Below are 14,457 nucleotides of genomic sequence, written 5' to 3' on the forward strand. Positions count from 1 at the left end.
CCTCCGACGGTCTTCCCCGAAATCTCTCCCGAGACCCAGCCGCAGCCGGACCAAGGCTGAATCAGCTCACTGGCGCGCCGACAAGGCCAGTTCCCCCTGCGCCGTTCCGGTCTGCAGCAGCTGGTAGATTTGCGCTGCCGGCAGAGGACGCGCGAAAAGATAACCTTGTGCCTCGTCGAAACCTTCGACGTTGACGGCGGTCAATTGCTCCTCGGTTTCCACGCCTTCAACGGTCGTCATCATGCCGAGGCTGTGGCCAAGGCCGGCGACCGCACGGACGATCGCAAGAGACTCCTTGCCTTGCGGCAGATCCCGCACGAAGGCCTGGTCCACCTTGATCTTGTCGAAAGGAAAGCTGCGCAGATAGCCGAGCGATGAATAGCCGGTCCCGAAGTCGTCCAGGGCTATTTTCACGCCGATATCCCGCAGGGCCTGAAGAATGTCGAGATTGTGCTCGCTTTCCTCGAGCAGCACCGATTCGGTAATCTCCAGCTGAAGGCGGGCCGGATCGAGCCCGGAGGCCGAAAGCGCATCGGCGACCACCCTGACGAGCGCCTTGTGCTTGAACTGAACCGGCGACAGATTGACAGCGACGCTGATATGGGAGGGCCACCCGGCTGCCTCACGGCAGGCTTGCCGCAAGATCCATTCTCCGATCGGCACGAGCAGGCCGGTTTCTTCGGCAATCGGAATGAAGTCGGACGGGGGGATCGTGCCCTTTTCGGGATGGTGCCACCTCAGGAGCGCTTCACAGCCCGTTACCTGCCGTGTCTGCAAGCTCACGAGCGGCTGGTAGTGTAGTTCGAGTTCTCCTTTCTCAAGGGCCTCGCGCAACGCGACGATCAGTTGCTGATGCGCCTGCAGTTGTGCATGCATCGCCTCGTCGAAACACCGGTACGTACCGCGGCCACCCGCCTTGGCGCTGTAGAGCGCTATGTCGGCCGCCTTGATGAGTTCGTCGGCGGACGTGCCGTCTTTTGGCGCGAAAGCGATCCCCACGCTGACGCCGATGACGGCGGTGACGCCGTCGATGCTGAAGGGTTGGGCCAGAGTCTCGATGACCCGTTTGGCGAGCGCGACGGCATCGTCGGTCGAATGCGACAGCGGCTGTATGATGGCGAACTCATCGCCGCCCAGGCGCGCCAGAATGTCGGATGCACGCACGATCTGGACGAGCCGCGTCGACACCTGTCGCAGCAGAGCGTCGCCGGTCGGATGGCCAAACGTATCGTTGACGGCCTTGAACCCGTCGAGGTCCATGCACAGGACCGCCATACCGGCAGAAGTCCGTCGCTCCGCGAGGGCAAGATCGAAGCATTCGCGGAAGAATGCTCTGTTTGCTAGTCCCGTCAACATGTCGTGCCGAGCCATGTGTACCATCTGCCTCTGCGCGAGAAGGCGGTTCTCCTCCGCCCTGCGGCGTTCGGTGATGTCCCGAAAGAAGATCGAGATCCCCTCCTGCGTCGGCGACGCGTTCGCCTCGACCCAGATGTCGAGTGACGGGAGATAATCCTCGAAGAATGACCGAACACGCCGCTCCATCACTTCCTTGCAGTGTTCGGCAAAGCTCTCCGTCCCCTCTTTGGGAAAGAGCGTCCACAAGGGGCGGCCGACGGCTTCGTCTCCGATCTGAAGCAACTTCTTCGCATTCTGGTTGAGGTAGTGAATTCGCCAGTCCGCATCCAGCGACATAACGCTGTCCATCGTGCTCTCCAGCACGGAGGCAAGCTGGGTGGCTGCCGCTTCGGCCTCCTTGTGTGCCCTGTTCAGCTCTTCGCTGGCGCGACGCGCATCCGTGACGTCCCGCCAGATCGTCAGCATCCGGATCGGCTTTCCGTGACGGTCGCGCACGGGCGCCGCAATCACGTCCATGCAACGATTGTTTCCCGCGACATCCCGTACAGAGATCTCAAACCGGGCCTCCCTGCCCGCGCGCACCTCGTTCCAGCCGATTTGCACCCGCTCTGCATCCGCCGGATCGCCGACGAGGTCCCACGTCTGTTCAGATACGGGCGCGTCTTCATCAACACCGAATATTTTTCGGCAGGCCTTGTTCATGCCCAAAGGCCGTCCGTCCATGTCGAGCACCCGCACACAATCGGGGCTGCTGTCGAAGATGCTCGTGATGAAGGCCTGTGACTCCTGCTGGGCCAATTCTGCGGTTCGGCGCTCCGTAATGTCGAGAACAGAACCGATGTACCCGAGGAAGGTACCATCACTGGCAAAGCGCGGCTGGCCGATATCGATCACCCAGGCCCAGCTTCCGTCCGCTCGCCTCAGACGGTATTCGCTGCGCACCGGCGTCTTGTCTCTGTTGGCCTGCAGGAACGCTTTTTCCACCTCTTCGCGATCATCCGGGTGAATGACGTCGAGCCAGCCGAAGCCTTCCGCCTCCTTCTCGCTCTGGCCGGTGGTTTCCCGCCAGAGGCGACTGAGGAAGCTCGTACCTTCATCCGTGCCCGCAACCCAGATCACCACGGGAGCGTCATCCGCAATCGCCCGGAACCGGGCTTCGCTTTCGCGCAGCGCATCCGTGGCGCGCCGCCTCTCGTCGACATCCTCCAGGACGCCGTACCACCGCACCACGTTTCCTTCATCGTCGCGCTTGGTGGCGGCGCGCGCCCGAAACCAGCGTCGTTCTCCGGTCTTGGTGACGAGCCGGTATTCGAGGTCGAACGGTTCACCGCTCGTGATCGACCGTTGCCATTCTCGCTGGACCATCACCGCATCCTCGGGATGCACGGCTTTTGCCCAACCGCTCCCGAGCGTCTCCTGCACAGTGAGACCGGTCAGGTCTGTCCATCTCGGGCCGACTTCGAGCACGTGCCCCGCGGCGTCCGCCGTCCACGGAACCTGCGGATGAAGATCAACGAGCGAGCGGTAGTGCTGCTCGCTCGCTCGCAGCGTTGCTTCGGCCTCGCGAAGCCTCGTGATGTCGACGAACACGGCGACCAGGAACGTCCGGGGATTCGTCCCGACCCGGAATGTTCCGCAACGTCTCTTCGTCAGGAGGGTTCGTGCCGAGCCGTCCGCAACGGTGATCGTCTCCTCCATCTGGTGTTCCCTCCCCGTCGAAAGAACGAGCCTGTCCAGGGCGACGATCTTGTCCGCCTCTTCCTTCGGCAAGAAGTCGTAGTCACTGCGCCCGATAAGCTCCGCGCGGCTCTTGCACAGAAGCGAGCAGGCTGCGTCATTGACAAAGACGAAGCGCGATCCGTCGTCCTTGATGATGACCGGCTCGGCAACGCCGTCCAGGAGGGCTTCCACCAGATGACGGGATTGAGGAGACAACTCTTCCTGAAATGCATCGTACATGTAAAAACCTCACGACAGCGCAGAGCGGACATTCACACGACTGGGTAACCAGTACCAACGGTTGCGGACCGCATCGGTTCCCGCGATACGTAAGTCGATGTCCAGCATGGTTAATGGCAGCTTGACGCCACGGAGGGATCGAGGATTTGAAGAAAGGAACTGCCGTAGGACGATCTCCACACCTTCACGTTCGGAAGTAAACCTCCGTCGCCCGGAACTGTCCCTCCATTCTTCTGCATTGAACGATCACGTCGATTGAGAGTCTCAGCAATGCGTCTATGTCTTCACGCTCCAGGTTGTGCCCGCCTTCAGATTCCTTCACGAGCAGTGTCAGCTGCTGGAAGGCGAGCCTTGCAGAGCCTGCGTGGACTGTCGTTATCGATCCCGGGTGACCGGAATTGACATTACGGATGTAGTAGAAGGCAGTGCCGTCGCGAAGTTCTTGCAACAAGATGCGGTCAGGCCGCATGCGCAGGCTCGATTCCAGCAGTTCTTTCGCGCCGGCGATCGAGAGCCCCTGGGCGCCCTTGGAATAGAAGAGGCGTACGTGGTTCGCCTGCGGAATCACCAGTTCCGGCGTGTCCTCAATCGATATAATCCGCTCTTCGTCTGGAATGTGCCTGATCAGCGCCTTCGAAAGCGTCGTTTTGGCCGAACCGGTTGTGCCAGAAATGATAATGTTCTTTCGTGCGATAACGGCCTGCCGCAGAAACTCCTTGAAGCGGCCGGCGCGGTATAACTCGCGCAATTCCACGTCCTGTGTCGCGGCGCCATCATCGGCTGCTCGCGTCTCCGCGAAGAACTCCCTCTCATCGAGATCGTCAAGCGTGAAGGCAACGGAGGATGGCTTTCGAATAGTGATGCTGACTGTGCCTCTGGTCGTCGCCGGCGGGATGACAATCTGAATCCGTTCGTCGCCCGGCAGCGTCGCCGACAGGATCGGTCGTGTCTCATCAATGGCCTGATGAGAGAAACTGGCCACGGCTCGGGCGAGGCGCACCAACTTTTCGAACGAAAGCCCCGGTAGAACATGGGTCCGCCAACCACCGGAGCCTTCCGTCAACACCTGCCCGGGCCGATTAACGATCACTTCGTAGAGCGACTGGTCATTCAGGAACGGCGTGAACGGAGAGAGCAGTTCACGCACGACCGTCGCGTCGGGACCTTCGATCATCGCCCCTACCCTACTTCGTCACGAGCGTCGACCGCGGGCTGAAATCCCCCAGCACCGCCCGGTCGAGGACCTTGTTTTTCGGCTCGGTCACCCGCAATCCGTAGACCCCGGAAAAGTCGAGGTCACGCGCCACGAAGATCGAGACCGTCTCGCCCTGGTGTTTGTTGAGCGTCGGCGGAATGTTGATCGATTGCTCGACGGCGATCGCCGCTGCCTGCTGGCCGGCGCTCGTCGTGTTCTGCGCGTCGACGTCGCTGTCCTGAAAACGGCGGCCGGCATAGCTCGTGGCGTCGCCGACGATCGAAAGGAGAAGCGCGCTTCCAAACCGCTCCCACCAGTGCGTGTCGACATAGCCGTCTACCCCGGCCCGGCCGAGCGCATCCGTCGCCGGCGAGGCCAATGCAACGATGATGCCATTCGAGGTTTTCGCGCGGTTCCAGAGCACGAAGAGGCGCTTCTGTCCTCGCTGCAAGCCACCCCGGTATTCGCCGACGATCTGCGTGCCTTTTTCCATGAGCACGACCCGACCATTGTCCGAGAGGACGTCCCGGCTGATCACGCAACTGGTGAAACCGGGTTGGTCTGACGCCATGGCAGTTTCGAGGATACAGGGTATCGAGGTTCCCATAGCGACGATGAAGTTCCGATTGCCGAGCGTGCCGGCGCGCGAGCCTTCAAGCTTGGTCGGCCGTAGCAACCCGTCGAAACGCTGCTCATCGGCATTGGCCGAATTCTGGCCCACCGTGTTTGCATCAAGCGGCAGGTAAGCGCTTTCCGTCGACGTGGCAGGATTTTCGGTGTCATGGCGCGATGTCGCGTTTTTCTGTGCGCCGCTATAGGCCATAACGGGCGCTCGCCGCGCCGAGTCGAGGAGCGGATCGTCCTCCTTCACCTCCTCGGTGACGGAGGGGGTCGGCAGCTTCACCTCCAGTACCGGCTGTACCGGTTCCACTTTCTCCTTGGCCGGTTCGAAGTTTGTTGTCTGTCGGATGACCACCCGCTCGGCTTGAGCATTTTCCTGCCGTTTCCCTTCCCCGCTCATCGACCATAGGGCGAAGGCGACAAAGGCGACGATGGCAAGCGCAACGGCGCCGCGCTTCAGGACAGGGTTGTTGTCGATCCTCCTGCCGGGAACCGTTTCGGCTCGCTCGCCCGATATCCGGCTTTCGTCTTCCTGAACCATGACGACTCCCTACTGTGCTGTGACGTCGGTCTTCACGACGCGCTCGACGGATGGCGAGGTGGTGCTGGTGTCGGGATTAATACCGACGCGGTCGTAGGCCTCGTTGAAGACGCAAAGCACGTCCCCTCCCCTGCGCAGGATGAACTTCCGGCTGATGGCGTGGACCAACACGAGATTGCCGTCGACCGACTTCGGGACCAGGCTCTCGCTGCCGTCCGAGTTCTCGATGTAGATGGCCGGCATCTCCTGATTGCCAACGAAGGCAAAGGTCGTGACCTTGCCATTGTCGTAGACCGATTGCGGCTCCAAGGCCTGTGCGCCTTGCGCCGAGTAGTGCCAGTTCCGCGGCCCAAAGGCTTCATGAAGAGCAAGCACATTGTCGACCTCCTTCGCCTGCGCGGCAATCGCTCGCGCCGCCGCAGCCTGTCGCCGTCGTTCGACCTCGTCGGCGGGATAGCGGTACTTGACGTAGAAGTAGGTGTTTTGACCGACCTCCACCTTCCCATCCCGCACCGTCAACTCCATCTGGTAGCTGCGGGTCGATCCGTCGCGCCGGGTGGTGACGACAGAGATATTGGTGACCGGCTGATTCTCCCGCGGTTTGAGAAACAGGATGTTGCCCGCCGGCGCGACCTCCCATGCGACACTGTTGCCGAGCGCGACATGCGCGATCTCCTCGTCGGGAGCGAATTCCACCTGCACCGAGGAGCGTAGCGAGCCAATAATGCGGGTGATGTTGTAGGGCTGGTAGTCGACGAAACGGACGCGGCTGTCCTGCGACGCGCCGCGCGGAATTTCGAGGGCAAGCGCCGTGGAGGCGGAGGCCGTCAGGAGGAGGGTGGTGACCAAAATACTTCGCATCAGTTGATCGCCTCCGGATCGGCTCGGTATTCGCTGACCGCAAACCCGAGAGGATTCACCAGCCGATCCGTCGACGACATCGGCGCGTTTGCATAGGAGAAGGTGAGCGACGCAACCCAATGGGTTGTCCGGACTTCTTCTCCGCGGGTGACCGTGCGCATGTAGCGGACGGATACGACATGCGGATTGATCAGCGAGATCGAGGCGATGCTGATGCGCGCGGTGGCGCCGCGCCCGTAGATGTTCTGTGGCGACTCCGGATTGCTGCCGCGATAGATCGCCGAAAACCGAGCCTGCTCCGGCTGCGTCGAGAGAAGCGCGACGGTGCGGAAGTTCTCCTCCGCCTCGCTCCAGACATAGCCCTCCCGGGCGCGGACATATTTTGCGGCGAAGTATTTGGTCACGGCCTCGTCGTAAGTGCCGGCGGTCGATGTCAACGCCGAGACGATATCGACGACGCCCGTCGAATTGTCGACCCGCACAACAAACGGTTCCACCGTCTTGAGTGGCGTCAGGCCGGCGACGGCGAAGATCGAAGCACCGGCAAGGATGCTGGCTACGATGGCAATGGACCAGGCGATGCGCGCCGAGCGTTCGACCTCGATCATGCGGTCCTGATCGAAGCGCCGCGCCTTCTCGAAATATGCCTTGAGTTCGTCCCCCGAAACCATCGTCTCAGCCCTCGCATGGACGATAGGAGGCGTCGATGTCTAGATTAGCGGAGACGGGAGGTTCCCTGCCCTCTTCGACATAAGCGGCAGCAACAGACCGAGAAGCCGTCGGTCGTGTATCGGACTGCTTCTGCCTGAGACTGCTATCGTCTTCCCACTGCCACATCGAGCGATTGAGGGGGCGGCGCGAATAACCGTCGCATTTCGGGAGCGGATAGGTCAGCGATGCGCAGCTGCTTAAGGCGGCCGCCATGCAGAGCAACGGAATTGTTCTGATCATTTCGGAAGAGCCTTTTTCTTGTTCGTGCGAAAAGCGTCATGATCCGGCGCCTTTCGAGGTGAAGGTTCGACCAACGGCGCGGACACCGCGTCCGGCCGCTCGGACGGTATGGGATGCCGCCCAGGCGAGCGTGCTTTCGTGGGCGTCGCGTGCCGCGCCGTAGCCGTAGGTCAACGACGCCCCGCCAGAAGCCAATGCAGAGGCAATGTTGGGAAGCTGGTAAAAGACGTAGAGGGCGGCCAGGCATATGGCGCAAAGCGCGATCGGCCGCATCAGCACGTCGCTATACCCCTCGATCGCCGTGAAGGTGGTTTCGATACAGGTGATCAGCAAAGAGCCGACGGCGACGACAAGGACCTGGAGGATGACGAAGTTCGCTAGTTGCCCGATCCACGCTTCGGTGAAGCGCCGCGTCGACTGGAACATCGCGAGCGCCACGAAAACCGGCCCGATCGCGAGCACAATGGCGAGCGCGAGCCGTGCATAGAGGGAGACGATGTAGCCGATCCCGGCAACGATGAAGCTAGCGGCGATCACCATCATGCCGCCGACGCCGGTGACGATATCGATGGGCCACGAGCCCCGAGCCCAGATCTCCTTGGCACAGTTCTGTCCCTTATCCAGCAAACTGTCGAAGGCCGAGGCGCTCGGCGCCATACCGGTGTTCAGAGCCTGGGAGATCTCGCGCGGGAGTAGGTCAAAGAAGATGTTCGAGACATAGGTTTGGTAGTCAGTGGCGTTCTTCACCAGCATCACGATGATGGCGAGCTTGATTGCGCGGAATGCGAAGTCGAGGATTGGATCCGGAACCGAGCCGCGGAGCACAAGGTATCCGTAGAGGACAACGTAAAGAGTCACCCCGACCGTCAGAGGGCCAGAGGCCCACTCGGAGATGTTCGAAGTTCCATCTGAAACAAAGGTTTCGAGTGGCGTCTTGAACTGTTGGTCGATGAAGGCAAACACCTGGTACATGCCTTAGCCTCCCGGTGCCTTCCCCATCCTGCCGAGGCGCGTCTTGAAGTCTGCGGCAGCGGCATTCTGGCAGTTCGGCATATCGCCTAACAGTCCCGGATTGCTGCGGCATTTGTCGACCCACTCAGCAAGCAGCGCCTCGTCGGCCATCAGTTCATCCACTGTGTAAACACGCTCCGCATCTTCCGTGCAGCCGGCCAGAAGGAGGAGAGAAATAGACGCGATCCGCGATCTCATTGTAATGCCTCCCCCATCGCGTCCATGCGCTGGCGCCAGTCCTCGGCCTTGCGCTGTTCATCGACCTGAACCAGCGCCTGCTGCACCATGCGGAGCCCCTCCATCCGCAACACATCAGTCTGAAGGAAGGCCTGCTCAGCTTGCAGCCGCGCCTGAAGGTCGGCGATTTCCTTTGCGTTACTTGCGGTCGATATCTTCTCGCGCAACTCATCGATGCCGTCGATACGCTTGGTCGCGGCATCATAAATCTGCTGGCCAAGGCTCATCTGCCCAGCGTTTTTGTTCTGGATGCGCGAAAGCTCTTGCGCATAGAAGTCGTCGGCGCTGGTGCGATAGGTCGAATTACTCTCCAGGAACTTTGAGGACGAGTCAGCGAAGACGCCCGTACCGTTTCCATTGAACAGGCCCTCGATGGCGCTGAAGTCCGTCGGCAACGCTTGACGAATGGCGGGATCGTTAAGGACGCTGGCAACATCCGCCATGTCGGTCAGTTTGTTGAGCGAACCGTAGAGCTGCTGTGCTTGCTCGATCTGCTGATTGAGCGCATCGAGTTGGTTTTTCAGCTGCGTGATGCTCTCGATCTGCTTGGCGATCGCCGTCTGGTCGATCACCGGGATCCCCTGCCCTGCCGCACCGGCGGCGGGAAGAATGAGCGCAGAGGCAATCACCACACAATTAATTCGAAAGGAAGCCATCAGCTCGCACTCCTTCGTTGCTGGAAAGCGGGAAGCCAATTCCTGGCATCGTTGCCGACCTCTGCACGGACCGCATCGGCAAGTTCGACATTGGCGGTTCGTCCGGAGAGGATCGCGAGTTCGTCGTCGAAGCCCTTGAGATCCAGCTCGGCGACGACGCTGTTATGTCCCTGCTTCAACACGAACCGCCGGCTCTCGATGGAGAGCTCGCGCGCGACCAGCTCGAATTCGCGCTCGGTCAATTTGAAGCCATCGACATAGTCGGCACGATTGCCGCGGGAGTTCGGCAGGAAGATTTGGGTCGGGCACTGCTCGATGATGGTGTGAGCGATCGGCGAAACGATCGCATCCCGTGGACTCTGCGTGGCGAAGAGCATGAGCCCATTCTGCTTGCGGATCGTCTTGAGCTTGTTCTGGGCGAGATCGCGAAACCCTTCATCCTGGAGCGCCTTCCAGAACTCATCGATGACGATGATGATCCTGCGGCCGTCGATCAGTTGCTCGACGCGATGAAAGAGGTATGCCATGAGGGGCGTGCGAATCTCCTCGTTGTCGAGGAAGTCGGTCATGTCGTAACCGACGAACTTGCCACCGATGCCGAATTCGCCGAAACCGATTTCCTCGATGACGTTGTCAAAGACCCAGCCGAGTGGGCCGCCCCTCTCCCATCGCCGCAGCCTTGCCGCAATCCCTTCTGGGTTCGTGTTGTCGAGAAAGGTCCTGAGCGCGCCGATCGTCCGACGCTCGACCGGCAGGTCGGCGAGGCCGTCGACGGCGGACGCGATATCGCGGAGTTCGGTGACGGACAGTTCGCGCGACGACGATCCAACGAGCTTGCCGACCCAACGCGTCAGGAACACCTTGTTCTCTGGTGTCAGGTCGAGGGCCTTTAAGGGGGCGCAGCCGGTCGGGACGCCGTTCTTGAGGGGCAGATAGGTGCCGCCGGCGGCGCGCACATAGAGATCGGCGCCCCTGTCCTTGTCGAAGAACACCACGTGCGGATCGTGCTTTTCGAGCTGCGACAGCGTGAAATTGAGTAGCACGGTCTTGCCCGCGCCGGACGGTCCGCAGACGAAGGTGTTCCCGAGATCGCCGTAATGGAAATTGAAGTAGTACGGTGACCCGGATGCGGTCTTGAGCAGGGCGACGGCAGCCCCCCATTCGTTGCCGTCCTTCTGACCGATCGGATAGGAGTGGAAGGGCGACAGAGCGGCGAAGTTCCGCGACGTGATCGCGCCAGACCTAGCGCGATAGCGGAAATTGCCCGGCAGTTGCGCCCACCAGGCCGCCTCGAGACCAAGGTCCTCGCGCGCAACGACCGCGCCGCCACTGGTCAGGCTGGCGCGTGCCTTGGCGAGATTGTCCGTCAGTTCCTTCACGGATGGGGCAAAGACGGAAAGCGAGAGATGATGCTCGCCGAGCACGAAGCGGTTGGACTCCAAATCGTCCATCGCCCCGTCGAGCTCCTCGATCTGCGAGGCCGCCTTGTCGCCGCTACTGACCATCTGGTTCTGCTTGCGGCCCATGATCACGCGGGCGTCCGCCTTCGAGACGAAGGAGAATGACTGTGTCAGGATCAGTTCGGAAGGACTGGTGAGCACGCCATCGAGCATGCCGGTCCTCGTACGGGCCGGATATTCCATGAAGCTCAACATGCCGGCAAAGCGGCTTTCAGCCTCGTGGCGTATTTCGATCGTTTCGCGGCCGACGATGACACGATCCGAGTAGATCGCCGACGCGACACGCCCCTCAGTTAAGGGAACCGGCTCCCACCGGCCCCCGACGATCTGATGAAGCACTTCGCTCGGCTCCGAGAACAGCAGGCCATCGCTCTCGTAGAGTGACATCACGCGAGGCCTGAAGCGCTTCAACGCCGCCGTGACGTCGACGACCTTGTCGCGGAGATGCTTGAGGGCTTCCTCATCGAGTTCGGCCCGCGCGCGGCGGGCCCGACGCAGGCGCGCCAATAGCTTAGCCGCCTTGTCGGCCGGATCGCGCGCCGGAGACCAGAGGATCGTCAGATAGAGGTCGTTGCGGAACAGGTCCTCGCCCACCATTCGCGCGCGATACTTATCGTTGAGCGCGGCCGAGAACGGTGTGGCGAACGTGCCATCCGGATAGCTGCTGTCGCGACGGCGGATGAGATGCGTCCACAAGGCAAGCCGCTCGTCGGCGATGTTCCGATAAAGCGTGTTGAGGTCGCGATGCAGTGCATTCAGGTCGAGAACATCCGCGGTCTCGAACGAGACGCCTTCGAGCGCGATCATCACCATCAGCGCCCGGGAATCGAGCGCAATTGTCGACTCGTCGACATGGCGAACGTAGGGGATGAAGGTCTCCGGACCGAGTTCGCGAGATCTGAGTGTGGTACGCTCAAGCAAATCCGAGGTCCCTTTCATCGTATTTGCGGGCAAGCTTCAGGGGGCTAAGCGTTGTGCCGCCCCAATAGGCGCTGTTGCGCGACCGACCGCGTGTCTCCACCCAGGCCAGCAAGATGCGAAACATGTTGTGGTCGTGTTTGACGAGCGCGCGGAACACCAGGTGCATGACGACACCGACGAGAGCGTAGGCGATCGAGCCGGCGACGATGTAGAGGATGGTCGTCAGCATGATATTCATGCCCATGGCTTCCATCGTTACGCCGGCGATCATCGCCGGCCGGGTGCAGGCAATGAACAGCGTATCTTCCTCGAGCGCCGGCCGTGCGTTCGCCATGGCGTCAGCTTCTGACGATAGTGTTGACGAGTTCGGTGGCGCCGAAGATGCCGCCGATGCCGATGATCCAGAATCCTGCCCGTCTCAGATCCATGTAGCCGAACATCCAGGCGATGCAGATCACGATCACCGCGATGACCGCCAGCAGCTTGGCGATGTTGCCGGTCAGCATATCGACGATGTTCTGCAACACGGTTTCGATGCCGGCGGCCTGCGCGAAGGCGGGCTCGACCATGGTGGCCACGATGGCCGCTGCCATGACAGCGGATGCGGCGATCGGGCGGATACGGGGACTGAAGGTCATTCACTCTGCTCCATTTGACTGTTCTGAAACACGAGGACGGAAGATTTCCGTCGCGAACTGAAAACATCCCACGACGGCGCCGCTGCTGTCTCGTCGACAGGCCGGTCGCCCCTCGCCTCCGCACCCGCCACATCGACAGTGCTAGCTTCGGTAAGCCTCCTCCCCTGTCCCCCATCTCCGATCACGACAGTCGCAAGGGTTTTGCCGAGCCGCCTCACTTCTTCGCGGACTTGCTCGTCGTATTGGACTATGGCGCCGACGGAGGGATCGTCCCGGCCGTAGTAGGATTGCAGCATGATCCGCTCGGCTTGGCTCGGATCCGCGCCGGCCTTCACCGCGAGCCGGTAATATTCGTCGAGTAGCGTCGCGGTGGCTTGAAGGTTCACACACGGATCGAACGCATCGGCGATCGAGAGCTTCAGCTTACGAAGCTCCTCCATGCCTACCCCTCCGAGGCCGAGTTGAATATCGCGCCGCTCTGCCGCGAGTGTCGTCGCAACCTCGATGGCCTCAGCCTTTGACTTCGGCTGCGTGGCGAGCGGCGCTCCGCTATTGATGCGAATGGCGAATGGTTCGAATCGACTTTCAAGGCTGACGACGCCTGCGAGTGTCTCGGCCGCAACTATGGGTGCGCAAGCTTGGGTCAGATCGAGGAAAGCAACAGGCATGCTCAGTACCACACCCTTTGTTTGCCGACGCCATCGATCGTCACGTCGACATAATGGGGTTGCGGGCGGACGTTCGGCCGCGTGGTCACGTATCGCCGGCATGGACGTTCTCCGCCATTCCTACGCCATCCGGTGAAAGATTCCGCACCATCTCGGTCGGCGTAGCATTCATTGTGTGGGACTGTCCGCGGGGTGGTCGAGACACAGATCGCCTCCCGTCCACGGTCGCCGTAGCGAAATGTCAGCCGGTAGCCCTCATCGCAATAATAAGGCTCATATCCCGACTGAGACGCATGGAATCCCACACCGCTGCAGCTCGGAAATGAACGGCCTTTCGCAAGTTCGCGCCACAGCTTTTCGACCGGTGGACGGCATTCGGCGTATTGCGTCGGGCCGCCGGGATTGGAAAGGCATAGGATAACCTCGCATCCCCAGTCGCCGGCGCGCGCGTTGCCGGCCGAAATGAGGTATGGTGAAATGATGTTGGCCATCAAGAAGAACGACCCAATCAGAAGGCTTCTCATATGCAACACCCTCCGAAACCGGAGCGCGGTTCGCTGTCGCGGCCAACGCTCGGCACCTCTTGAACTTATACACACTTATATGATGCAGTTATGAAAATGACAAGAGCCCTCAACGCCCAGTGGCACAACCTTGCCTTCTCAGCCTTCATATTCCGCGAAATCCTGGATAATCCAATGGAGGACGAAACGCCCCAATCGCGATTGAAGCAGATTGGCATGATGAGCATCCTCTACATCATGCATCAAGGGCATCAGGCACTAACTATCTCAAATATAACAGAAACAACGAAATTAACGCGCACTGGCGTTGCCGAGACGGTTGATCCCCTAGTCAAACGCGGCCTCCTGACCGAGACGTTTGTGAAGAATTCGATGGGCCGCGGCAAAGCACGTCAGTTCGAGATTGCGCCGGAGATCTTTGAGAAGATACGCAGCTTTCAACCGACTTGAAAGGTTCTCCCAGTCACCGTCCTGGCAAAGAAAGTTTCCAAAATAGGTGACTTTGATTCGGCTTGGCATCGTTCGCGCGATCGTGAACCCTTCTCAAACCGGGAGCCACACGAATTTGGCAGGAGCCAGTGCCGACGCATCGAAAATGCTCACCTCCAAGACAATCCTTATAGCGTGAGAAGCAATGACCGTTGTGGCGTCGACTCGCATCAGGAGTCGACCGTCGACAGCCTTCGCGACAGCCTGGCCGTCATCGAACAGGAAGACCCTCTCCATACCATTGTCCACGATCGACACGCCCAACGCGGAGATGCGAGGGGAGATATTCTCGATCAGGCTCTTTGGATTTGGGAGATAGACGCAACACTCCGAGATATGTGCACGCATGAACGCCCGCCGAGTGAGTTC

16 protein-coding genes are annotated in these 14,457 nt (G+C 60.6%); 1 reads left to right on the forward strand and 15 read right to left on the reverse strand.

Features of this window, described 5'->3' with window-relative positions:
- Window positions 1-66: 66 nt before the first annotated feature.
- The 14 genes from EUU22_RS03385 to EUU22_RS25780 all read right to left on the reverse strand — a co-directional run bounded on the left by EUU22_RS03385 (window position 67) and on the right by EUU22_RS25780 (window position 13,599).
- On the reverse strand, window positions 67-3,315 hold the full coding sequence (locus EUU22_RS03385; RefSeq protein ID WP_129330692.1) for a PAS domain S-box protein: 3,249 nt from the start codon (window positions 3,313-3,315) through the stop codon (window positions 67-69).
- Window positions 3,316-3,499: 184 nt separating this feature from the next.
- The gene (gene virB11, locus EUU22_RS03390) at window positions 3,500-4,489 is read right to left on the reverse strand and encodes a P-type DNA transfer ATPase VirB11 (protein ID WP_129330693.1); all 990 of its coding nucleotides are present in this window, start codon (window positions 4,487-4,489) and stop codon (window positions 3,500-3,502) included.
- 10 nt (window positions 4,490-4,499) lie between these two features.
- The gene (virB10, locus tag EUU22_RS03395; RefSeq protein ID WP_129330694.1) at window positions 4,500-5,672 is read right to left on the reverse strand and encodes a type IV secretion system protein VirB10; all 1,173 of its coding nucleotides are present in this window, start codon (window positions 5,670-5,672) and stop codon (window positions 4,500-4,502) included.
- A gap of 9 nt (window positions 5,673-5,681) precedes the next feature.
- A complete protein-coding gene (gene virB9, locus EUU22_RS03400) occupies window positions 5,682-6,533 on the reverse strand; it encodes a P-type conjugative transfer protein VirB9 (RefSeq protein WP_129330695.1) in 852 nt (283 codons plus the stop codon).
- The gene (locus tag EUU22_RS03405) at window positions 6,533-7,204 is read right to left on the reverse strand and encodes a VirB8 family type IV secretion system protein (protein ID WP_129330696.1); all 672 of its coding nucleotides are present in this window, start codon (window positions 7,202-7,204) and stop codon (window positions 6,533-6,535) included. The genes virB9 and EUU22_RS03405 overlap by 1 nt, the downstream gene beginning before the upstream one ends.
- A 4-nt stretch (window positions 7,205-7,208) precedes the next feature.
- Window positions 7,209-7,484 (reverse strand): hypothetical protein, encoded by a 276-nt coding sequence (locus EUU22_RS25775; RefSeq protein ID WP_129330697.1) that lies wholly within the window; start codon window positions 7,482-7,484, stop codon window positions 7,209-7,211.
- A 36-nt stretch (window positions 7,485-7,520) separates the two neighbouring features.
- Entirely contained in the window at window positions 7,521-8,456 is a 936-nt protein-coding gene (locus EUU22_RS03415; RefSeq protein WP_129330698.1) for a TrbL/VirB6 family protein, read from the reverse strand.
- A gap of 3 nt (window positions 8,457-8,459) precedes the next feature.
- On the reverse strand, window positions 8,460-8,693 hold the full coding sequence (locus EUU22_RS03420) for an EexN family lipoprotein (protein ID WP_129330699.1): 234 nt from the start codon (window positions 8,691-8,693) through the stop codon (window positions 8,460-8,462).
- Window positions 8,690-9,388, reverse strand: coding sequence for a P-type DNA transfer protein VirB5 (gene virB5, locus EUU22_RS03425; RefSeq protein WP_129330700.1), 699 nt, complete (start codon window positions 9,386-9,388; stop codon window positions 8,690-8,692). The genes EUU22_RS03420 and virB5 overlap by 4 nt, the downstream gene beginning before the upstream one ends.
- Window positions 9,388-11,787 (reverse strand): VirB4 family type IV secretion/conjugal transfer ATPase, encoded by a 2,400-nt coding sequence (locus EUU22_RS03430; RefSeq protein WP_205687841.1) that lies wholly within the window; start codon window positions 11,785-11,787, stop codon window positions 9,388-9,390. Before EUU22_RS03430 ends, virB5 begins: the two co-directional genes overlap by 1 nt.
- A complete protein-coding gene (locus EUU22_RS03435; RefSeq protein WP_129330702.1) occupies window positions 11,762-12,103 on the reverse strand; it encodes a VirB3 family type IV secretion system protein in 342 nt (113 codons plus the stop codon). Before EUU22_RS03435 ends, EUU22_RS03430 begins: the two co-directional genes overlap by 26 nt.
- Before the next feature lie 4 nt (window positions 12,104-12,107).
- Entirely contained in the window at window positions 12,108-12,407 is a 300-nt protein-coding gene (locus EUU22_RS03440) for a TrbC/VirB2 family protein (protein ID WP_129330703.1), read from the reverse strand.
- On the reverse strand, window positions 12,404-13,075 hold the full coding sequence (locus tag EUU22_RS03445) for a lytic transglycosylase domain-containing protein (protein ID WP_129330704.1): 672 nt from the start codon (window positions 13,073-13,075) through the stop codon (window positions 12,404-12,406). The genes EUU22_RS03440 and EUU22_RS03445 overlap by 4 nt, the downstream gene beginning before the upstream one ends.
- A gap of 2 nt (window positions 13,076-13,077) precedes the next feature.
- Entirely contained in the window at window positions 13,078-13,599 is a 522-nt protein-coding gene (locus tag EUU22_RS25780) for a hypothetical protein (protein WP_129330705.1), read from the reverse strand.
- 96 nt (window positions 13,600-13,695) lie between these two features.
- Here EUU22_RS25780 and EUU22_RS03455 point away from each other — a divergent pair, with 96 nt between their 5' ends.
- Window positions 13,696-14,049 carry a helix-turn-helix domain-containing protein gene (locus EUU22_RS03455; protein ID WP_112690527.1) on the forward strand — a complete coding sequence of 118 codons (354 nt, stop codon included), beginning with the start codon at window positions 13,696-13,698 and terminating at the stop codon, window positions 14,047-14,049.
- Between the two features lie 93 nt (window positions 14,050-14,142).
- Here EUU22_RS03455 and rctB read toward each other — a convergent pair whose 3' ends face one another.
- Window positions 14,143-14,436 carry an SMa0974 family conjugal transfer regulator gene (rctB, locus tag EUU22_RS03460; protein ID WP_112690528.1) on the reverse strand — a complete coding sequence of 98 codons (294 nt, stop codon included), beginning with the start codon at window positions 14,434-14,436 and terminating at the stop codon, window positions 14,143-14,145.
- Window positions 14,437-14,457: the final 21 nt, after the last annotated feature.

The sequence above is a fragment of the Ciceribacter ferrooxidans genome (assembly GCF_004137355.1).
Lineage (GTDB): Bacteria > Pseudomonadota > Alphaproteobacteria > Rhizobiales > Rhizobiaceae > Allorhizobium > Allorhizobium ferrooxidans.